Raw genomic sequence first — 17,681 nt, 5'->3', positions numbered from 1 at the left:
ATGCCGGCCGCCGCGCTGCGCCGGCTTCGCCGCGATGGCTTCTGCCTGCTGCCCGGCCCGCCGGCGGCGCTGCTGGATCGGCTGCGGGCGCTGCTCGGCCGGCTGGATCGCCGCGCGCTGAGCCCGGCGGAGCGCGACCGCTGCGTCATGGAATCGGCGCTGCGGGAGACGCAGCGCGGCATGCCCCTGCCGCCGGGGGCGGAGGCGATCTTCATCCTGGGCGAGCCCGGCCGGTTGCACCCGGCCTTCTCCATCGCGGCGGCGCATCCGCGCCTGATGGCGGCGGCGCGGGCGGCGCTGGGCACCGACCGCCTGGCCTTCCACTTCGCCAATGTCACCACCAAGGCGGCGCGCTTCGGCAGCGGCATCGCCTGGCACCGGGACGCCCGGAACCGCTACATGCCGACGCGGCGCGGCCGCTTCCTGCGGGTGCTGGTCTGCCTGGACGCGCTGCGCCCGGCCACGGGCGGCACCGCCTTCCGCCCCGGCTCGCATCGGGGCGGGGAGGGGCGGCCGGAAGTGGTGCCACCGGCACGCAAGGGGGCGATGGTGCTGGTGCATCCGGAGGTGCGGCATGGCGGCGCGCCGAATCGCGGTGCGACGCCAAGGCGCCTGCTGGTGGTGCAATGGGGCCGGCGGGACGACCCGCTTTCCCTGCGCAACCGGGAGGCGGAGACCGGCCGCCCGCCCGGCCAGCTGGCCCGCCCCGCCCTCTGGCTGACGGGATGATGACCGCGGCCCCGCTTGCCCCGGGGTCCCGGCATCGCAACATCCGGCGCATGATCGACGCCAAATCCCTCCTCGACCGCTTCCTCGGCACCCCCGGCCCGGGCGCACAGCCGCCCGCCCCGGGCCACTCCCCCGCTCAGCCGCCTTCGGCCTGGACCAATCCGGGCGGGGCCTCCGGCGGCGGGCTGGCCGATATGGCGCGCCAGGCGCTGCAGCGGGCCGGTAGCGGCGGGGGCGGGGGCCTCGGCAATCTCGGTGGCTTCGCCGGCGGCGCCGCGGCGGGCGGGCTGCTGGGCATGCTGCTCGGCGGCAAGGGCAAGCGGCGCGGCGGCGGCGGGCTGCTGAGCCATGGCGGGGCCGCGGTGCTGGGCGCGCTGGCGCATCGCGCCTGGCAGAACTGGCAGGCCGGCCAGGCCCCGGCCAGCGCCCCCGTGGCCACCCCGCAGGACGCCGCTTCGGTGGATGCGCGCTTCCTGCCCGGCGCCACCCCGGCCGCGGGCGGTGAGGCCTTCGAACTCGCCCTGATCCGCGCCATGATCGGCGCCGCCCGCGCCGATGGCCATATCGATGCCGAGGAACGCGCCCGCATCTTCGCCCAGGTCGAGAAGGCCGGGCTGGATGCGGAGGCGAAGGCCTTCGTCTTCGACGCGCTGGAAGCGCCCATCGGCGTCAGCGAGGTCGCGGCCGCGGCGCAGACGCAGGAACAGGCCAGCGAGATCTACCTGGTCTCCCGCCTCGCCATGGATCCGGACCACCCCGCCGAGCGCGCCTATCTGGAAGCGCTGGCGCATCGCCTGAAGCTGCCCCCGGGCCTGGTGCAGCATCTGGACCGCCAGGCCGACGCCGCCCCCGCCGCATGAGGATCACCCGCGTCGAGACCCGCCTGCACCGCAGCGATTTCACCTATGGCGCCGGCCCGACTTCGGCCGGCGGCAACCTCCGCCTGACGCGGATGGACACGCTGCTGGTGCGGGTCGAGACCGAGAACGGCCTGCATGGCTGGGGCGAAGGCTTCGGCTTCGCCCTGGCGGAGACCACCCGGGATGCGGTGGACCGGCTGATCGGGCCCGCCTGCCTCGGCCAGGATGCGCGCGATATCTCGGGCATCGGCCGCATGCTGGCGCGGCGCTTTCATAACTACGGCCGCAACGGGCCGGTGAGTTTCGGCCTCTCGGCGATCGACATCGCGCTCTGGGACCTCGCCGGCAAGGCCGCCGGCGTGCCGCTGCACATGCTGCTCGGCAATGGCCGGCGTGCGGAGGTGCCGGCCTATGCCAGCCTGCTGCGCTACGGCATGGCAGAAGATGTGGCACGCAACACGGCGGAGGCGGTGCGCCGCGGCTATCGCGAGATCAAACTGCATGAGGTTGCGCCGGACTGCATCCAGGCCGCGCGGGCAGAGGCCGGCGCGCTGCCGCTGATGCTCGACATCAACTGCGCCTGGGACAGCCTGCCCGCCGCGCGGGATTTCTGCGCCGCGGTGCGCGGGATGCACATCGGCTGGGTCGAGGAGCCGCTCTGGCCGCCCGAGGATTTTGCCGGGCTGGCGGCGTTGCGCCAGGACGGCTTGGTGCCGATCTCGGCCGGTGAGAACCTGGGCGGCGTGGAGGATTTTGCCCGGTTGTTCGCGGCCGGCGCGGTGGATGTGGCGCAGCCGAGTGCCACCAAGCACGGCGGCGTCTCCGGGCTGCTGGCGGTTATCGCGCTGGCGCAGCGCGCCGGGGTGCGGGTGGTGCCGCATTCCCCCTATTTCGGCCCCGGGTTCCTGGCGACGCTGCAGGTGCTGGCGGCGATGGAGCAGTCCGCGCCGCTCGAAATCTATTTCGCGGATCTTGCCACCCCTCTGTACCCGGCGCTGCTCCCGAAGGATGGGATGGTGGCGGTGCCAAACGGGCCGGGGCTGGGGCTGGAGCCGGCGTTTTAGATCACCGCGTGCCGCACCCTGGCAGACAGCCACTCGCTGACCAGAACGGTCGCCAGGATCAGCACGAAGATCGTCGTCACCTGCGGCCAGGCCAGAACATTGATGCTGGCCTGCATCTGCATGCCGATGCCGCCCGCGCCGACCAAGCCCAGCACCGTCGCCTCCCGGATATTGATGTCCCAGCGGAAGACGCTGATGCCGGCGAAGGCCGGCATCACCTGCGGCACGATGGCCCAGCCCAGCACCTGGGGGCGGGAGGCGCCGGTGGCGGTCACCGCCTCCACCTGCGTCGCATCGATCTCCTCGATGGCCTCATAGAGCAGCTTCGCGATGAAGCCGACGCTGCGGAGCGCGATGGCCAGGATGCCCGCCAGCATGCCGGGGCCCAGGATGATCACCAGGATCAGCGCCCAGATGAGCGAATTGATCGACCGGCTGGCGACGATGACAAACAGCACCACGGGCCGCACCACCAGCCGGCTCGGCGTGGTGTTGTGCGCGGCGAGGAAGGCCAGCGGGACGCCGATGAGAATTGCGAGCGCCGTGCCGATGGTCGCCATGTTGATGGTATCCAGCAGCGGCTTCCACAGCTGGCTGGCATAGGACCAGCGCGGCGGGAACATGCGCGCCACAAGGTCCGCCCCCTGCGTCGGCGCATCCCAGACGAAGGCCCAGATGGTGCGGTCCGAGATGAACTGGAAGCAGGCGACGGTCAGCGCCACCGCGCCCAGCCAGCCCGCCCAGACCAGCAGGTCCGCGCGCGGCGTGCGGCGGCGCCATTCCGGCGTGCCATCCGCGCGGGTCAGCAGGGCCATCTACTGCACCTTCCGCCGGATGAAGCCGCTGGCATATTCGCAGGCCAGCACGATGAGGATGATGACGATCAGCACCGCCGCAGCCGTGTCGAACTCATAGCGGTCGAAGCTGGTGTTCAGCGTGTCACCGATGCCGCCCGCGCCGACCAGGCCGAGCACGGCGCTCTCCCGGAAATTGATGTCCAGCCGATAGGCCGAAAGCCCGATCAGGCGCGGTCGCACCTGCGGCAGCACGCCCCAGGCCAGCAGCTGGAACCAGGAGGATCCGGTGGCGCGCACCGCCTCCGCCTGGCTGGCCTGGATATCCTCGATATCCTCCGCGATCAGCTTGGCCATAAAGCCGATGGTGGCGAAGGCCAGCGTCAGCGTGCCGGCCAGCGGGCCGAAGCCCAGCATGGCGACGAAGACGATGGCGATGATGATTTCCTGGAAGGTGCGGCTGATGGCGATGATGCCGCGGCAGGCCAGGTAGATGGGCAGCGGCGCCAGGTTGCGCGCCGCCCCCAGCGCCACCGGGATGGACAGCAGGATGCCGAGGCCGGTGGCCACCACCGTCATGGTCAGGCTTTCCAGCAGCCCTTCCAGGATGTCCTGGCGCTTGGTGACGAAGTCGGGCGGGAAGAAGCCGCCGAGGAAGCGCGCCGCGCGTTCCACGCCCTCCGCCGCCCGGGTCCAGTTCACCTCGATAGTGGCGACGGCGAGCAGCGCATAGGCCAGCGCGCCGAGATAGACGGCGTAGCGCAGCCAGGGCGTCGCGATCAGCGGCGGCGGGCGCCAGGCGCGCGCGGCGGCGGCGGCGTCGAAGGTGGTCGTGGTCGCACTCACGCCACCACCTCGGCCGCCTCGTCCTCCTCCTCCGCGCGGCGGATGGTCTGCGACCAGTCCTCCTCGCCATAGATGTCGGTCAGCGCCTGGGTCTGCAGCTCCTCCGCCGGCCCGTCGAAGACGATGCGGCCGGCGCGCAGCCCCACGATGCGGCGGGCGAATTGCTGGGCCAGCGCCACGTCGTGGATATTGATGATGGCGGCCAGCCCGCGCTCGGCACAGAGCTCCACGATCAGCCGCATGATCTGCCGGCTGGTCTTGGGGTCGAGGCTGGCGGTCGGCTCATCCACCAGCAGCAGTTTCGGGTCCTGCATCAGCGCCCGCACGATGCCGACCCGCTGCCGCTGCCCGCCGGACAAGGCATCGGCGCGCTTGTCCGCCATATGCGCCAGGCCCACGCGATCCAGCAGCCGAAACGCCTCTTCCACGTCGCGGCGCGGAAAGCGGCGGAACCAGGAGGCCCAGAAGCCGACATAGCCGAGCCGGCCGGAGAGCACGTTCTCCATCACCGTCAGCCGCTCGACCAGCGCATATTCCTGGAAGATCATCCCCATCCGCCGCCGCGCCCGCCGCAGCGCGCCGGAGCCAAGGCTGGTCAGCTCCACCCCATCCAGCATGACCCGGCCGGCAGTGGGTTCCACCAGCCGGTTGACGCAGCGGATCAGCGTGGACTTGCCGGCGCCCGAGGGCCCGATCAGCGCCATCACCTGCCCCGCCGGGACCATCAGATCGACGGCGTCGAGCGCCAGGTCACCGGTCGGATAGCGCTTGGTCAGCCCCTCGATCGTCAGCAGCACGTGCCAGGAATCCTCAGCGGCAGGCGTAGGAGACGTCCATCGCGGAGTCGATCTGGCGGATCACCGCCCAATGCTCGCGATAGGTGATCGGCATGAACTTCTCCTGCGGCGGCTCGGACTTTTGGAATTCGGCCAGCAGCGCGGTGCCTTCCCAGTTGAAGTTGAAGAAGGCGGCGCGGATGCGCTCGGCCAACGCCGGGTTCAAATTGTGCGCATGGCCATAGCCGGTGGTGGGGAAGGACTGGCTGCGGAAGATGCTGCGGATCTGCTCCGGCCGCACCACATTGCGCGCCACCATGCGGGTCAGCACCGAATTGGCAATGGCGCCGGCATCGTAGTCGCGATTGGCGACGCCCAGGATCGAATTGTCATGCCGCCCGGAAAAGGCGGCGGTGAAGTCGCGGCCCGCGCGCATGTTGAACTGGCTGGCCAGCAGGGCGGAGGGCGCCTTGAAGCCAGAATTGGAGGTCTCGGCCGTGAAGGCGATGGTGCGCCCGCGCAGATCCTCGATCCGCTGGGCGGAGGAGGAGGCGGGGACGATGATCTCCATCTCATAGCCGAAGGCATTGTCGCGGCTGGCCATCATGGCGAAGGGCACGAAGCCGGCGCAGTTCACCGCCAGCGGATTCGACCCCGTGTTGAAGCCCGCGATATGCAGGCGGCCGGCGCGCATCGCCTCGATCTGCGCGGCATTGGATTGCACCGCGAAGAACTGCACGCGCTTGCCGGTGGCGCGCGCCAGGTGGTCCATGAAGGGCTGCCAGACGGCGCGGTAGACGGCCGGATCCTCCACCGGGGTATAGGCGAAAATCAGGGTGGAGGGATCGGCCAGCTCGCGCGGATTGCTCGGCACATCCGCCACCAGGTCGCCGTCGCGGTCGCAGTAGCGCGCATCGAGCGCGCCCCGCGGGCAATCCTGCGCGGCGGCCGGCAGCGGCGCCGCCATCAGGCCCAGCGCGCCAAGTGCGAGGGCTGGCAAGGCCAGGCGAGCCTTGGAAAAAAGTCGTCGCAGCATGGGCGAAACTCCCCGTGTCCTTGAGCGGCTGCCTTCTATGGGACGGTCCGCGACACATCCATTTCAGAAATGTGAAGATTGCCGCCCGTTCATCCAGGCTGCAAGCGCTTTCCACCCGCTCGCCTGGCCTGGCGGGTGCCACAGAGCCGTGATGCAACCCTTCTGCTGCCAACCCGCTTCCCCAGCAGCTTCTGGAGAATCGAGCGGTGACAGATCGGGGCGAGACGAGTGCGGCGGCGCGCGCGGCCAGGCCGCAGGGGGAGGTGGCGTTTCTCCGCCGCGTGCTGATCGTGGCGGCGGTGGTGGTGCTGGCGCTGCTGGTCTGGCAGGTGCGCGACGCGCTGCTGATCACCTTCGCCGGCGTGGTGGTGGCGGTGCTGCTGATGGCCGCGGCGGCGCCGGCGGAGCGCTACCTGCACCTGTCGCGCGGCTGGTCGCTGCTGCTGGTCGGCGCGCTGCTGGCGCTGGGCCTCGGCCTGGCCGGCCTGCTGGTGGGAAATGAGATCGTGGCGCAGGTCGGCCAGCTCTGGGCCCGTCTGCCCGAGGCGGTCGCCGCCTTCGAGGACCGCTTCAATGTCCAGGTGCCGGGCGTGGAGCAGGCGGTGCAGGCCGGCGGCGTCGATGGCTCCATACTCGGCAACCTGGCCGGCCATGCGGCGACGGCCGGCGGGCTGGTCTTCAGCGCCGCCACGGCGCTGGTCGTCGCCGTGGTCGGCGGCTTCTTCATCGCGGCCGATCCCGGCATGTACCGGCGCGGCATCGTCAAGCTGCTGCCGCGCGAACAGCAGGACCGGGCGGAGGAGGCGCTGGTGGCCAGCGGCAGCGCGCTGCGCCTCTGGCTCGGCGCGCAGCTGATCTCCATGGCCATCGTCGGCGGGCTGGCCTGGCTCGGCACCTGGGCGCTGGGCCTGCCCTCGCCACTGGCGCTGGGCCTCTTCGCCGGGCTGACGAACTTCGTCCCGCTGCTCGGCGCCTTCGCCGGCGCCGTGCCCGCGCTGCTGCTGGCCCTGGCCGAGGGCGGGAATGCCTTCCTCTGGACCGGGCTGCTGTTCATCGCGATCCAGCAGCTGGAATCCAACATGATCATGCCGCTGGTCGAGAAGCACATGGTCAGCATGCCGCCGGCGCTGCTGCTTTTCGCGGTGGTGGCGGTGGGCCTGCTGTTCGGCCTGCCGGGCGTGATGCTGGCGGCGCCCATCACCGTCGTGGCCTTCGTGCTGGTGAAGAAGCTGTATGTGCGGGAGACGCTGGGCCAGCCGACCGAGGTGCCGGGCGAGGCGGAAGCGGCGCAGGCGAAGGAGGGATAGGCAGGCTCGCCCGGCGCGGGCCATGCCGCGACCGGTGCCAGCGGCGCCAATGCCCCGGCACAATCCGGCGGCGGCCAGGCGCAGCCGGCGGCCTCGCGGGGGGCCGCCAGCGGCATGCCGCTGGCCCGCGTCTCGTCGGCACCCATGTGGTCGGCCGCGATGGCCGCGATGCCGGGCAGATCGAGAACCTGCTGATGGACAGCAAGGGCCAGTGCGCGCCGCCGTAGTCGAATGGTGCGGCTTCCTCGGCATCGGCGCGCGCCGCGCCGTGGTGCGACCGCGGCAGCCCGCAGCCCTGGCGGGCCGCCTCAGCCAGGGCCGGCCCTTCGCCTTTTTGCCGTCTGGCGCAGCACCACCCAGGCGGGTGCATGGTCGCTCGCCCCCTCCGCGCCGCGCACGGCGCGGTCCACGCCGGCCTCCGCCAGGCGCGGGGCGAGGTCCGGGCTCAGCAGGATGTGGTCCAGCCGCAGCCCGGCATCGCGCGGCCAGCGGTTCCGCTTGTAGTCCCAGAAGGTGTAGAGCGGCCCGGTGGGATGCCGTGCGCGCAGCGCATCGGTCCAGCCCTGCGCCAGCAGCGCCGCATAGGCGGCGCGAACCTCCGGCTGCAGCAGCGCGTCGCGCGTCCAGGATTTCGTCGGGTAGATGTCCTTGTCGGTGGGCACCACGTTGAAGTCGCCGGCCAGCACCGCGGGCACGCCCGCCTTCAGCAGCGCCTGCGCATGCGCCGTCAGCCTTTCGAACCAGGCCAGCTTGGCGTCGAATTTCGGCCCCGGCTGGGGATTGCCATTGGGCAGGTAGAGGCAGCCCACCAGCACGCCCTGCACCGCCGCCTCGATATAGCGCGCTTCATGGTCGTCATCGTCGCCCGGCAGGCTGCGCCGGGTGCAGATGGGCGCGGTGCCGCGGGCCAGGATCGCCACGCCGTTCCAGCTGCGCTGGCCCTGCCACACCGCTGCATAGCCCGCATCCCGCAGCGCCTGCGCCGGGAATTGCGACTGCGCCGCCTTCAACTCCTGCAGGCAGACCACATCCGGCGCGGCCGTGCGCAGCCAGGCCAAAAGGTTGGGCAGGCGGCGGTTCACGTTGTTGATGTTGAAGGTCACGATCTTCATGGCTGCCGCAACGCGGCACGCCGCATTTCGTGCCCGGCCGGGCTGCAACCTGCGGCAGCGTCGCGGGTTAGGCGCTGCATCGCTCGGGGGAGGAGGCCCAGCGCCCATGCCCCTCGATGCCCCCATCATCGACCCGCGCGAGGCCGCGGTCGAGGCCGGGCTGCGCTATGTCTCGGACGAAAGCCCCGGCATCACCCGCCGCCGTGCCGGCAAGGGCTTTTCCTATCGCAGCCCCAAGGGCGGCGCGCTGCGCGATGCGCCGACGCTGAAGCGCATCCGTTCGCTCGCGGTGCCGCCGGCCTGGACTCATGTCTGGATCTGCCCGTCGGAGAATGGCCATATCCAGGCCACGGGCCGCGACCAGAAGGGCCGCAAGCAGTACCGCTACCATCCGCGGTGGCGGGAGGTGCGGGACGCCGCGAAATACGACCGCATGGTGGATTTTGCGAAGGCGCTGCCCGGTATCCGTGGCCGCGTCGATGCGGATATGCGCCGCCCGGGCCTGGCGCGGGAGAAGGTGCTGGCCACGGTGGTGCATCTGCTGGAGACCACGCTGATCCGCGTCGGCAATGACGACTACGCGAAGCAGAACAAGAGCTACGGCCTGACCACGCTGCAGAGCCGCCACGTTGCCATCACCGGCAGCGAGCTGCGCTTCGCCTTCAAGGGGAAAAGCGGCAAGGCCTGGAACCTGCGCGTGGCGGACCGCCGCGTGGCGCGCATCGTCCGCGCCTGCCAGGACCTGCCGGGGCAGGAGCTGTTCCAGTACCGCGATGCGGAGGGCGCGCTGCGCGATGTCACCTCCGCCGACGTCAATGCCTATCTGCGGGAGATCACGGGCCGCGAGGTCACGGCCAAGGACTTTCGGACATGGGCGGGCACGGTGCTGGCCGCCCTGGCCCTGAAGGAATATGAGCGCGTCGACAGCCAGGCGGCGGCCAAGCGCAATGTGCGCGCCGCGATCGAGCGGGTGGCGGCGCGGCTGGGCAATACGCCGACCATCTGCCGCAAATGCTACGTCCACCCCACCATCCTCGACAGCTACCTGGGCGGCACCCTGGCGCTGGAGGTGGAGGCGGAGGCCAAGGCCGAGCTGCGCGAGGGCATCGACAGCCTGCGGCCGGAGGAAGCCGCCGTGCTGGCCCTGCTGCTCGGCCCGCTGCGCGAGATGGCGGCGGCCTAGGCGCGCAACAGCCCGCCCTCCGCCGCCACATCCTCGCTGCCCGGGAAGGCCGCGGCCACGGCGCCATCGGACAGGCGCAGATGGTCGCGCAGCAGCGCCTTGGCCAGCGCGCGCAGGTCGCGCGTCGGCTGCAGGTCGCGGTTCTCGAAGAGGTTTTCGCGTTTCAGCCCGGGCCAGTTGGCCAGCACGCGGCCGCCGCGCACGGCGCCACCGGCCAGGAAAGCGGCGCCGCCGGTGCCGTGGTCGGTGCCGAGATTGCCATTGGCGCGCGCGGTGCGGCCGAATTCCGTGATGGCCAGCACCGCGGTGCGCGACCAGGCCTCGCCGAGCTCCGTCCGCAGCGCTGCGATGCCGCGGTCGAGCTGCACCAGCACCGGGTCGATGCGCTGCGCCTGGCCCGCATGGGTGTCCCAGCCGCCAAGCTCAAGCGCCGCCACGCGCGGGCCATCCGGCCGCGCCAGCATCCGCCCGGCCGCCGCAGCCAGCCGGGTGAAGCCGCCCTGGTTGGTGGGGATCGCCCCACCCATGGACAGCGCGCCGACCGCATAGCCGCGGCCGCGCATGCCCTCCAGCACCGTCGGGCCCAGCACCGCATCCTCGTGCAGCAGCTCCGCCATGCGGGCATAGAGATCAGGCTCCGGGCGGGTCGGGCGCGGCGGCGCCCACATGCCGACCGGCGCCTCCCCGCGCATCAACAGCGGCAGGTCGAGGCCGAGCGCCAGCCCGGTGCGCGCCGGCTGCCCGGCGGATTCCGGGATATGGGTCAGCGCGCGGTTCAGCCAGCCGGACTCCAGCCGCTGCAGCCCGCCGCCCTCCATCAGGTCCTGGCCATCGAAATGGCTGCGCGTGCGATAGGGGCCGGCGATGGCATGCACCGGCAGCAGCTCGCCCTGCGCATACATCCCGTGCAGCGCGGCGAGTTTGGGGTGCAGCCCGAACTGGCCGCCGAGGTCGAGCACGCCGCCCTCCTGCCCCGGATCCTTCAGCGCGAGCTCACCACGCAGCGCGGCGTAGTCGGGATCGCCATAGGGCACCACGGCATGCAGCCCATCCATGGCGCCGCGCAGCAGGATGACGACCAGGCGCCGGTCCATGATCTGCGCGGCGGGGGCGACATCGGCGACGGCCAGGCGCGCGGGGCCGGCGGCGGCGAGCGCGGTCAGGCCGAGCAGGAAGCCGCGGCGGCCGAGACGGGGAAGGTGCGAGCTCATCGGCGTTGCATCTCCGGGCTGGCGAAGACGAGGGTGATGGCGTCCCGCGCGCTGCCGGCGCGGCGCAGCGCTGTGCGGGTCTCCTCCCGCGCGAGCGGCCCGATCGCCGTCTCCAGCACCTGGCGCGGATCCAGCCGCGCGAAGCGGCCGGCGGTCTCATAGGCGATGTCGAGCCGCTGCATCATCGGCTCCGGCGCGGCCCAGCCACTGGCGGTGTCCGGCCAGCCATTCGGCTGCGGCGCATTCCATAGCGGCTGGCCCAGCGCATTCAGCGCGCCGAGCACCGGGCCGGGATCGGTGCCGCCGGCGGCACGGTGCAGCGCCACCAAATAATCCAGCGGCGCGCGCAGCTTGGTCAGCGGCGGGCCCCAGGCCTCCGGCAGCCGCACCAGCGCGCGCGCCGCCTCGCCCAGGTCGCCCTGCGTGTCGCGCAGCACGGATTCGATGCGCGTCACCGTCTCCGGCCGCGGCGCGTCGGCGACGAAATGGCGCACCAGCCGCGTCGCCAGGAAGCGATGCGTGGCGGGATGCGCGGCCAGGTCGCGCAGCGCGGCCTCATAGGCCTCCGGCCCCTGCGCATAGCTCTTGCCGAGCAGTGTCTTCTCGCCCGGCTCGTGATTGCCGGGGCGATAGACCGTGGCGAAGGGCGGCCGCATCCGCTCCACGCCCCAGCCCGTCATGATCCGCGCGAATTCGGTCACGTCGGCCTGGCTATAGCCGCCGGCCGGCGAGACCGTGTGCAGCTCCAGAATCTCGCGCGCCAGATTCTCGTTCAGCCCGCGGCCGCTGCGTTTTCCAAAGTTGCTGTTCGGGCCGACGGAGGCGACCTGGTCCAGGTAGTAGAGCATGGCCGGCGACTTGGAGGCGGCGAGCAGCATGTCGACGAAGCGGCCGGTGACATGCGGCCGGATCGCCTCACGCAGGAAAAGCGGGAAGCCCGTGGTCACGCCGAAGCCGCCGCGCTCGGCGACCGTGAAATGGTTCAGCCAGAAATTGGTCAGCCGGTCGTGGAAGGGCGCTGTGCTGGTCAGCAGATGGCGCATCCAGGCCTGCTGCTCCGCACGGAACAGCTGTGTCGGCACGCTGGCCTGGCCTGGTGGTGGCGGGCTCGCGTCATGCGCGATCCAGGCCGTATAGCCTTCCTCCAGCGAGGCGGGCGCATCGCGCCCCTCGGGCGGCGCCAGCGCCGGGGCGGGGCCTCGTGTCTGCTCTTCGAGCCAGGCGACCGGATCATCCGGCAGCGGGGCATCGGGGCGCGGACCGGTTCCGAAGCGGACCGCCGCGATCTGGCTGCGTGTGTCCATGCGGCGATTGAACGCTGGAATTGTGGCTGAATCCGCGCCGCGATGTTTACGCTTACGTGAGGGTTTCCCAATGCGCCGCCGCGCTTCATCCTGCCGGCCTGCATCGGGAGGACACCGCGCATGACCATCGCCCAACGCCTGGCCACGGGGATGCCCCTGCTGCTGCTGGCCGGCCCCGCCGCCGCGCATCATCCGATGGGCGGGGAGCTGCCGAGCACCCTCTGGCATGGCCTCGCCTCGGGCCTTGCGCATCCCGTGATCGGGCCGGACCACCTGGCCTTCCTGCTCGCGATCGGGCTGGTGGCCGGGCTGGCCGGCTGGGGCTGGATGCGGCCGCTGTCCTTCGCGCTGGCCTCGCTGGCCGGGGTGGCCGCCGGCTGGCTCGGCCTCTGGCTGCCGGCGGTGGAATGGCTTGTGGCGGCGACGCTGCTGCTGGCCGGCTTGCTGCTGCTGGCCGGCCCGGCGCCGCGCCGCGCCGGCTGGGAACTGCTGCTGCCGCTGGCGGGTCTGGCGCATGGCCAGGCCTATGCGGAGGCGATGATCGGCGCGGAGGCAACACCGGTGCTGGCCTATCTGGTCGGCCTCGCTCTGGTGCAGGGGCTGGTCGTGCTCGGCGTGGCGGCGCTGGCGCGGCGGATGATGGGCCTGTCCCGGCCGCTGGTGGCCCGGCTCGCGGGTTTCGGGCTGCTTGCGACCGGCCTGGCGAGCCTGCTGGGCCAGGCCTAGGCCCGCGTCGGATATGGAACCAGTGGGCGGCCAGGGCGCTTAAGGCCGCGGCATCCAGGTCGCCGCGCGGTCCTCGGAATGTGGGGCGGCGCGGGACCCGGCCTTGCCATTGGCACCCGGCCCCGGCGCGGATTCCGGTCCGCACCGTGGCAAACCGAGGAATTCCATGATCCGCACCCTCGCTTCGACCGCCGCGCTCGCGCTTGTGGCGCTGCCTGCCCTGGCGCAGCCGGCCAATATGCAGCCGACGCGCGACGTCACCGTCACCTATCGCATGAATGCCCCGGCCGGGGCGCCGGCGGCCGCGGCCGGCCCCCAGGAGATGCGGATGGCCTTCTCCGCCAGCACCGGCCGCCAGCGCGTGGATCCGCCGGGCAATATGGGCTGGATGCTCATCGACCGGCGCGCGAATACGGCGGTGATGGTGATGGACGCGCAGCGCACCACCATGGCGATGCCGCCCGCGACGGTGGCCGCGATGACCCAGGGCGTGCCGCCCGGCGCCACCTTCACCCGCCAGGGCACGGCGACCGTCGCCGGCACCGCCTGCACCGAGTGGAACGTGGCCACGCCGCAGGGCAATGGCACCTCCTGCATCACCGAGGATGGCGTGCTGCTGCGCGCCACGGCCACGCCACCTGGCGGCACCGCCACCACGGTGATGGAGGCCACGCAGGTGAACTACGGCCCGGTGGATGCCGCCCGGCTGACCGTGCCGCAGGGCTATAGCGCGATGCAGATGCCCGCCGGCGCCCCGGGCGCAGCCCCGGCCCGCTGAGGACGGGCGGCGGCTGGCGCTGTCAGCCGCCGCTCATCGCCGTCATCACCAGCAGCTCCGCCCCCGGGCGCAGCGGCGTGGTCAGGTTCGCGACCTCGCCATCGACGAAGACCTTCAGATGGCGGCGGATGGCCGGCGTGGAATCGCAGAGCCGGTCGCGCATGCCGGGCCAGCGCGCCTCCAGCGCCGCGATCGCCTGCGCGACGCTGGCCGCATCCATCTCCACCTGCCGCGGCGCCCCGGGGAACAGGCGCACCAGCGAGGCCGGCAGCAGGACCTGCACCATGGCTCAGCCGTCCAGCACCAGGGTCTCGACGGAAGAGATGGTGGGCAGGTGGCGGGCAATGCAGCGCCAGCTCTCACCCTCATCGGCGCTCGCATAGAGCTCTCCGCCACTTGTGCCGAAATAGACGCCGGCGCGGTCGAGGCTGTCGGTCGCCATCGCCTGGCGCAGCACGCCGAAATAGGCGTCCTGCTGCGGCAGTCCTTCCCGCAAGGCCTGCCAGCTCCTGCCGCCATCGCGCGTGCGCCAGACGGCGGCGCGCGCCTCCGGCACGAAGCGCCCGGCCTGGTCGCCATTCAGCGGCAGCAGGAAGAGCGTCGCGGGGTCGCGCGGATGCGTGGCCGCCGGAAAGCCGAAGGAGGAGGGCAGGCCCTGCTCGATGCTGGTCCAGCTGCGGCCGCCATCCTCACTGCGATACATGCCGCAGTGGTTCTGCTGATACAGCAGGTCCGGCTGGCCCGGCGCCATCACCAGGCAATGCACGCATTGCCCGTGTTCCGGATAGCGCTGGTCCTCCGGCGCATAGTCCTGCCGCGTGCCGCGGTTGCGCGGCGTCCAGCTTTCGCCGCCATCCGCCGTGTGGAAGACCCCGCCGGTGGAGATCGCCACCCAGAACTGCCGCGGGTCCTGCGGATGCGGCAGCAGCCCGTGCAGGATCAGCCCGCCGCCGCCCGGCTGCCATTCGGGGCGCGAGGGATGGTCGCGCAGCCCCTGCAGATGCGCAAAACTCTGGCCGCCATCGGTGCTGCGGAACAGGCCCGCCGGTTCGACGCCCGCATGCAGCACGCCATGCGCGGCCGCCAGGCTCCACACCGCCTTGATCGGCGTCTCGCCGGGTTCATAGGCCAGGCCCTGGCTGGAATGCGTCCAGTTTTCGCCCAGGTCGTCGGAGCGCCATACGGCCGGGCCGAACCATTCATTGCCGCCGCCGGCGAAGATGCGGCCCGTCGCCGGATCGGCGATCATGTGGTGGATCGGCCAGGTCTCGCAGAAGGGACCGCGCAGCTTCCAGTCGGTGCGGGTGGAATCCGATTCCAGGATGAAGCCGCCCTTCTTCGTGCCGACCAGCAGCAGGATGCGTTTCTTGCCGGGGGCCATGGCTCAGCCCACCCGCCGGTAGTGCGCGGACATCACGGGCTGCCACTGGCCATCGGCATCCTGCATGCGCGAGGTCAGGCTGCGCGTGCCATCGTCCAGCATCTCGATGATGTCGTGATACAGGGCGATGCGGCCGGGCGTGCCCATGTCCGGTCCCTCCGCCTGCAGCGTCAGCACGCGGCCCGCGGCATCCAGCGCGCCGTCATAGAGCCACATCATGGTCATCATGGAGCCGATGAAACTGCCGACGAAGCGGCCCTTGGCCGGGTCGAAGCCCAGCGTCATCACGGTGCGGCCGGTGTCGCCATCCGGCATCTCGCCGGTGCCCTCGCCGATCATCCAGACATCGCCCAGCATGCGCACCGTCTCACGCCCCCGCATGGTGACGGCGGGCTGGTCCGGCCCCATCACGCAATTCGCCTCGCTGGTCCAAACGCCTGCCAGGCGCTGCAGCCAGCGGTGTTCCGCGGTGGGGGTCACGTCCATCATCGGGCTTCCTCCATCTGGTTCAGGGCGATCAGGCGTTCCAGCGATTCCGTCCAGCCGCGGCGGTGGCGCGTGGCAGTCTCCGCATCGGCGAAGCGGTCGTGGGTGAGGGTGATTTCGGTCCCATCCTCCAGCGGGCGGAAGCGGACCGTGACGCGGCTTTCGCGTTCCGGCGTGCTGGCCCAGGCCCAGGTGAAGACGAGGCGCTGTTCCGGATCCATCTCCAGGTAGCGGCCGCCCACCTCGTGGCGCGCGCCATTCTCCTCCACCAGCACCATCCGGAAGCCGCCGCCGATGCGCGCATCGACCGTGGCCTCCGCCACCCGCGTGTGATGCGGGCCGAACCACTGGGCCATGATCTCGGCCCGCGTCCAGGCGGCGAAGACGCGCGCCGGCGGCGCCTTGATGCGGCGCACCAGGGTCAGGCTGGGGATGGTGACGGTCATGGCGCCTTCTCCAGCGCCGCGGCCAGGCGATCGAGGCTTTCGGTCCAGAAGCGCTGGTAGCGGGCGAGCCATCCCATCGCATCCTCCATGGGTGCCGCCGTCAGCCGGCAGGCGACGGTGCGTCCGGTCTTCTGGCGCGCGATCAGGCCCGCGCCCTCCAGCACATCCAGGTGCTTCATCACCGCGGGCAGCGACATGGCGAGCGGCCGCGCCAATTCGCTGACCGAGATGCCGTCCTCCGCATCCAGCCTTTGCAGCAGGGCGCGGCGGGTCGGGTCCGAGAGAGCGCCGAAGATCCGGTCGAGATCGGGCTGGGTCGTCATTCGTTTAACCATGAAGTTAAGCATAGACGCGCCCGTGCCGCCTTGCAAGCTGGACGCCATCACGCTGCCGGGATGAACATCCGCGCGGAGAGGGAGGTGCGCATGGCCCAGGTCCGGAATCCGGTGCGGGAGAAGCTGCTGCGGGGCGAGGCCGCCCATGGCGTCATGGCCTTCGAATTCTTCACCCCCGGCCTGGCGCCGGTGCTGGCCGCCGCCGGCGCCGAATTCGTGCTGCTGGACATGGAGCATTCGGGCCTGGGGATCGAGGGGGTGAAGGCGCAATGCGCCTTCGCCAGGGCCGCCGGCATCGTGCCGATGGTGCGCATCCCGGCGCCCCTGGCGGCGCTGATCCCACCGATCCTGGATGCGGGGGCTTTGGGCATCATGATGCCGCTGGTGGAGTGTGCCGACCAGGCCCGCGCCCTGGTCGCCGCCTGCCGCTACCGGCCGGAGGGGCATCGCGGCCTGGCCTTCTCCCTCGCGCACGACCACTACGCCGGCGGCGACCCGGCGGCGAAGATGGCGGCGGCCAATGCGGCGGTGCTGACCATCGCGCTGGTGGAAAGCGCGGCCGGCGTGGCCGCGGCGGCGGAGATCGCGGCGGTGCCGGGGCTCGACATGCTGTGGCTCGGCCATTTCGACCTGTCGGACAGCCTCGGCATCCCCGGCCGCTTCGCCGATCCGCGCTACCTGGCGGCGGCGGCTGCGCTGCGCCAGGCGGCGCTGGCCGCGGGCAAGCCGCTCGGCTGGGTGGCGGGCGATGGCGCGGAGGCCGCGGCCGCGCTCCGCGCCGGCTTCCGCTGCCTCTGCATCGGGCATGAGGTGGTGGTGCTGCGCCAGGCCCTGGCCTGCGCCTTCGCCACCGCCCGCGCCGCGACCCCGGGCCAGGACAGCCCGGGGCTGGCCGGGCTGCCTTAGACCTACCGGATCGAGAAGCCGATCGGCGCCAGCACGATGGCCTGCGCATCCGGGAAATCTGCCGGCAGGCGGGGCAGGGGGGAGACGCGGCGCAGCAGCGCCAGCGCCTCATGGTCCAGCAGGGCGGAGCCGGTGCCGCGCACCAGCTGCGTCGCCTGCACCGTGCCGTCGCGGGCGATGACGAAGCGCAGCGTCGCCGTGCCCTCGATGCCCTGTTCGCGGGCGGAGGGCGGGTAGCGCAGGTTGCGCTGCAGGATGCGCACCAGCGCCGCGGCATAGGCTGCCGGCAATTGCCGCGCGCCGGAGCCCTCGCCCGGGCTGGCGCCAGCCGCGCCCTGGCCGCCGGTGGCGGGGCCGGCCGCCGCGGCGGGGCCTGGCGCGGCGCCCTGGCCGGCCTCGGC

Annotated in this window: 21 protein-coding genes; 8 read left to right on the top strand and 13 right to left on the bottom strand. The window is 71.9% G+C overall.

The window, feature by feature from the left end; all coding sequences use genetic code 11:
* Genes ACTIF1_RS26010 through ACTIF1_RS26000 form a run of 3 tightly spaced genes read left to right on the top strand, consistent with a single transcriptional unit; the run spans window position 1 to window position 2,653 of the window.
* Window positions 1–729: a phytanoyl-CoA dioxygenase family protein gene (locus ACTIF1_RS26010; RefSeq protein WP_439599380.1), complete on the top strand. Its 729-nt coding sequence runs from the start codon at window positions 1–3 to the stop codon at window positions 727–729.
* A 50-nt stretch (window positions 730–779) separates the two neighbouring features.
* Window positions 780–1,589 (top strand): tellurite resistance TerB family protein, encoded by an 810-nt coding sequence (locus ACTIF1_RS26005; protein WP_439599379.1) that lies wholly within the window; start codon window positions 780–782, stop codon window positions 1,587–1,589.
* Entirely contained in the window at window positions 1,586–2,653 is a 1,068-nt protein-coding gene (locus ACTIF1_RS26000) for a mandelate racemase/muconate lactonizing enzyme family protein (protein ID WP_439599378.1), read from the top strand. Before ACTIF1_RS26005 ends, ACTIF1_RS26000 begins: the two co-directional genes overlap by 4 nt.
* Here ACTIF1_RS26000 and phnE (ACTIF1_RS25995) read toward each other — a convergent pair.
* The 4 genes from phnE (ACTIF1_RS25995) to phnD are packed head-to-tail and all read right to left on the bottom strand — an operon-like array spanning window position 2,650 to window position 6,105.
* A complete protein-coding gene (gene phnE, locus ACTIF1_RS25995; protein ID WP_439599377.1) occupies window positions 2,650–3,468 on the bottom strand; it encodes a phosphonate ABC transporter, permease protein PhnE in 819 nt (272 codons plus the stop codon). The two genes, ACTIF1_RS26000 and phnE (ACTIF1_RS25995), sit on opposite strands and share 4 nt — an antisense overlap.
* The gene (gene phnE / locus ACTIF1_RS25990; protein ID WP_439599376.1) at window positions 3,469–4,293 is read right to left on the bottom strand and encodes a phosphonate ABC transporter, permease protein PhnE; all 825 of its coding nucleotides are present in this window, start codon (window positions 4,291–4,293) and stop codon (window positions 3,469–3,471) included.
* Window positions 4,290–5,090, bottom strand: a complete 801-nt coding sequence (gene phnC, locus ACTIF1_RS25985) for a phosphonate ABC transporter ATP-binding protein (protein WP_439599375.1) — start codon at window positions 5,088–5,090, stop codon at window positions 4,290–4,292. Before phnC ends, phnE (ACTIF1_RS25990) begins: the two co-directional genes overlap by 4 nt.
* A gap of 13 nt (window positions 5,091–5,103) precedes the next feature.
* Window positions 5,104–6,105: a phosphate/phosphite/phosphonate ABC transporter substrate-binding protein gene (phnD, locus tag ACTIF1_RS25980; RefSeq protein ID WP_439599374.1), complete on the bottom strand. Its 1,002-nt coding sequence runs from the start codon at window positions 6,103–6,105 to the stop codon at window positions 5,104–5,106.
* 206 nt (window positions 6,106–6,311) lie between these two features.
* Here phnD and ACTIF1_RS25975 point away from each other — a divergent pair, with 206 nt between their 5' ends.
* Window positions 6,312–7,412 carry an AI-2E family transporter gene (locus ACTIF1_RS25975; protein ID WP_439599373.1) on the top strand — a complete coding sequence of 367 codons (1,101 nt, stop codon included), beginning with the start codon at window positions 6,312–6,314 and terminating at the stop codon, window positions 7,410–7,412.
* A gap of 308 nt (window positions 7,413–7,720) precedes the next feature.
* On the opposite strand, the gene ACTIF1_RS25970 is transcribed toward ACTIF1_RS25975, so the two are convergent.
* Entirely contained in the window at window positions 7,721–8,524 is an 804-nt protein-coding gene (locus ACTIF1_RS25970; protein ID WP_439599372.1) for an exodeoxyribonuclease III, read from the bottom strand.
* A 106-nt stretch (window positions 8,525–8,630) separates the two neighbouring features.
* On the opposite strand from ACTIF1_RS25970, the gene ACTIF1_RS25965 reads away from it, so the two are divergent.
* Entirely contained in the window at window positions 8,631–9,707 is a 1,077-nt protein-coding gene (locus ACTIF1_RS25965) for a DNA topoisomerase IB (RefSeq protein ID WP_439599371.1), read from the top strand.
* On the opposite strand, the gene ACTIF1_RS25960 is transcribed toward ACTIF1_RS25965, so the two are convergent.
* Window positions 9,704–10,918, bottom strand: coding sequence for a DUF1501 domain-containing protein (locus ACTIF1_RS25960; RefSeq protein WP_439599370.1), 1,215 nt, complete (start codon window positions 10,916–10,918; stop codon window positions 9,704–9,706). The two genes, ACTIF1_RS25965 and ACTIF1_RS25960, sit on opposite strands and share 4 nt — an antisense overlap.
* Entirely contained in the window at window positions 10,915–12,222 is a 1,308-nt protein-coding gene (locus ACTIF1_RS25955; protein WP_439599369.1) for a DUF1800 domain-containing protein, read from the bottom strand. Before ACTIF1_RS25955 ends, ACTIF1_RS25960 begins: the two co-directional genes overlap by 4 nt.
* Before the next feature lie 120 nt (window positions 12,223–12,342).
* Here ACTIF1_RS25955 and ACTIF1_RS25950 point away from each other — a divergent pair, with 120 nt between their 5' ends.
* Window positions 12,343–12,948, top strand: a complete 606-nt coding sequence (locus ACTIF1_RS25950) for a HupE/UreJ family protein (RefSeq protein WP_439599368.1) — start codon at window positions 12,343–12,345, stop codon at window positions 12,946–12,948.
* Between the two features lie 166 nt (window positions 12,949–13,114).
* Window positions 13,115–13,726 (top strand): hypothetical protein, encoded by a 612-nt coding sequence (locus tag ACTIF1_RS25945; protein ID WP_439599367.1) that lies wholly within the window; start codon window positions 13,115–13,117, stop codon window positions 13,724–13,726.
* Between the two features lie 22 nt (window positions 13,727–13,748).
* On the opposite strand, the gene ACTIF1_RS25940 is transcribed toward ACTIF1_RS25945, so the two are convergent.
* Genes ACTIF1_RS25940 through ACTIF1_RS25920 form a run of 5 tightly spaced genes read right to left on the bottom strand, consistent with a single transcriptional unit; the run spans window position 13,749 to window position 16,362 of the window.
* Window positions 13,749–14,012, bottom strand: a complete 264-nt coding sequence (locus ACTIF1_RS25940) for a MoaD/ThiS family protein (RefSeq protein ID WP_439599366.1) — start codon at window positions 14,010–14,012, stop codon at window positions 13,749–13,751.
* Window positions 14,013–14,015: 3 nt separating this feature from the next.
* Window positions 14,016–15,107 (bottom strand): WD40/YVTN/BNR-like repeat-containing protein, encoded by a 1,092-nt coding sequence (locus ACTIF1_RS25935; protein ID WP_439599365.1) that lies wholly within the window; start codon window positions 15,105–15,107, stop codon window positions 14,016–14,018.
* 3 nt (window positions 15,108–15,110) lie between these two features.
* A complete protein-coding gene (locus ACTIF1_RS25930; RefSeq protein WP_439599364.1) occupies window positions 15,111–15,596 on the bottom strand; it encodes a DUF1579 domain-containing protein in 486 nt (161 codons plus the stop codon).
* The gene (locus ACTIF1_RS25925; protein ID WP_439599363.1) at window positions 15,593–16,039 is read right to left on the bottom strand and encodes an SRPBCC family protein; all 447 of its coding nucleotides are present in this window, start codon (window positions 16,037–16,039) and stop codon (window positions 15,593–15,595) included. The genes ACTIF1_RS25930 and ACTIF1_RS25925 overlap by 4 nt, the downstream gene beginning before the upstream one ends.
* Window positions 16,036–16,362: an ArsR/SmtB family transcription factor gene (locus ACTIF1_RS25920; protein ID WP_439599362.1), complete on the bottom strand. Its 327-nt coding sequence runs from the start codon at window positions 16,360–16,362 to the stop codon at window positions 16,036–16,038. The genes ACTIF1_RS25925 and ACTIF1_RS25920 overlap by 4 nt, the downstream gene beginning before the upstream one ends.
* A 102-nt stretch (window positions 16,363–16,464) precedes the next feature.
* Here ACTIF1_RS25920 and ACTIF1_RS25915 point away from each other — a divergent pair, with 102 nt between their 5' ends.
* Window positions 16,465–17,280 (top strand): aldolase/citrate lyase family protein, encoded by an 816-nt coding sequence (locus ACTIF1_RS25915; RefSeq protein ID WP_439599361.1) that lies wholly within the window; start codon window positions 16,465–16,467, stop codon window positions 17,278–17,280.
* A 2-nt stretch (window positions 17,281–17,282) separates the two neighbouring features.
* Here ACTIF1_RS25915 and ACTIF1_RS25910 read toward each other — a convergent pair.
* Window positions 17,283–17,681: energy transducer TonB (locus ACTIF1_RS25910; protein WP_439599360.1), on the bottom strand; the 399-nt coding region annotated here is incomplete at its 5' end.

The sequence above is a fragment of the Falsiroseomonas sp. genome (assembly GCF_051860665.1).
GTDB lineage: Bacteria > Pseudomonadota > Alphaproteobacteria > Acetobacterales > Acetobacteraceae > Falsiroseomonas.
The sequence above is the reverse complement of the archived record's forward strand: the minus strand, read 5'-3'. Positions and strand labels throughout refer to the sequence as shown.

What these genes read in the sequence shown, in the direction of transcription:
- ACTIF1_RS26010 (WP_439599380.1), top strand. Translation starts at nt 1, where the DNA reads ATGCCGGCCGCCGCGCTGCGCCGGCTTCGCCGCGATGGCTTCTGCCTG.
- ACTIF1_RS26005 (WP_439599379.1), top strand. Translation starts at nt 780, where the DNA reads ATGATCGACGCCAAATCCCTCCTCGACCGCTTCCTCGGCACCCCCGGC.
- ACTIF1_RS26000 (WP_439599378.1), top strand. Translation starts at nt 1,586, where the DNA reads ATGAGGATCACCCGCGTCGAGACCCGCCTGCACCGCAGCGATTTCACC.
- phnE (WP_439599377.1), bottom strand. Translation starts at nt 3,468, where the DNA reads ATGGCCCTGCTGACCCGCGCGGATGGCACGCCGGAATGGCGCCGCCGC.
- phnD (WP_439599374.1), bottom strand. Translation starts at nt 6,105, where the DNA reads ATGCTGCGACGACTTTTTTCCAAGGCTCGCCTGGCCTTGCCAGCCCTC.
- ACTIF1_RS25970 (WP_439599372.1), bottom strand. Translation starts at nt 8,524, where the DNA reads ATGAAGATCGTGACCTTCAACATCAACAACGTGAACCGCCGCCTGCCC.
- ACTIF1_RS25965 (WP_439599371.1), top strand. Translation starts at nt 8,631, where the DNA reads ATGCCCCTCGATGCCCCCATCATCGACCCGCGCGAGGCCGCGGTCGAG.
- ACTIF1_RS25960 (WP_439599370.1), bottom strand. Translation starts at nt 10,918, where the DNA reads ATGAGCTCGCACCTTCCCCGTCTCGGCCGCCGCGGCTTCCTGCTCGGC.
- ACTIF1_RS25955 (WP_439599369.1), bottom strand. Translation starts at nt 12,222, where the DNA reads ATGGACACACGCAGCCAGATCGCGGCGGTCCGCTTCGGAACCGGTCCG.
- ACTIF1_RS25950 (WP_439599368.1), top strand. Translation starts at nt 12,343, where the DNA reads ATGACCATCGCCCAACGCCTGGCCACGGGGATGCCCCTGCTGCTGCTG.
- ACTIF1_RS25945 (WP_439599367.1), top strand. Translation starts at nt 13,115, where the DNA reads ATGATCCGCACCCTCGCTTCGACCGCCGCGCTCGCGCTTGTGGCGCTG.
- ACTIF1_RS25940 (WP_439599366.1), bottom strand. Translation starts at nt 14,012, where the DNA reads ATGGTGCAGGTCCTGCTGCCGGCCTCGCTGGTGCGCCTGTTCCCCGGG.
- ACTIF1_RS25935 (WP_439599365.1), bottom strand. Translation starts at nt 15,107, where the DNA reads ATGGCCCCCGGCAAGAAACGCATCCTGCTGCTGGTCGGCACGAAGAAG.
- ACTIF1_RS25930 (WP_439599364.1), bottom strand. Translation starts at nt 15,596, where the DNA reads ATGATGGACGTGACCCCCACCGCGGAACACCGCTGGCTGCAGCGCCTG.
- ACTIF1_RS25925 (WP_439599363.1), bottom strand. Translation starts at nt 16,039, where the DNA reads ATGACCGTCACCATCCCCAGCCTGACCCTGGTGCGCCGCATCAAGGCG.
- ACTIF1_RS25920 (WP_439599362.1), bottom strand. Translation starts at nt 16,362, where the DNA reads ATGACGACCCAGCCCGATCTCGACCGGATCTTCGGCGCTCTCTCGGAC.
- ACTIF1_RS25915 (WP_439599361.1), top strand. Translation starts at nt 16,465, where the DNA reads ATGGCCCAGGTCCGGAATCCGGTGCGGGAGAAGCTGCTGCGGGGCGAG.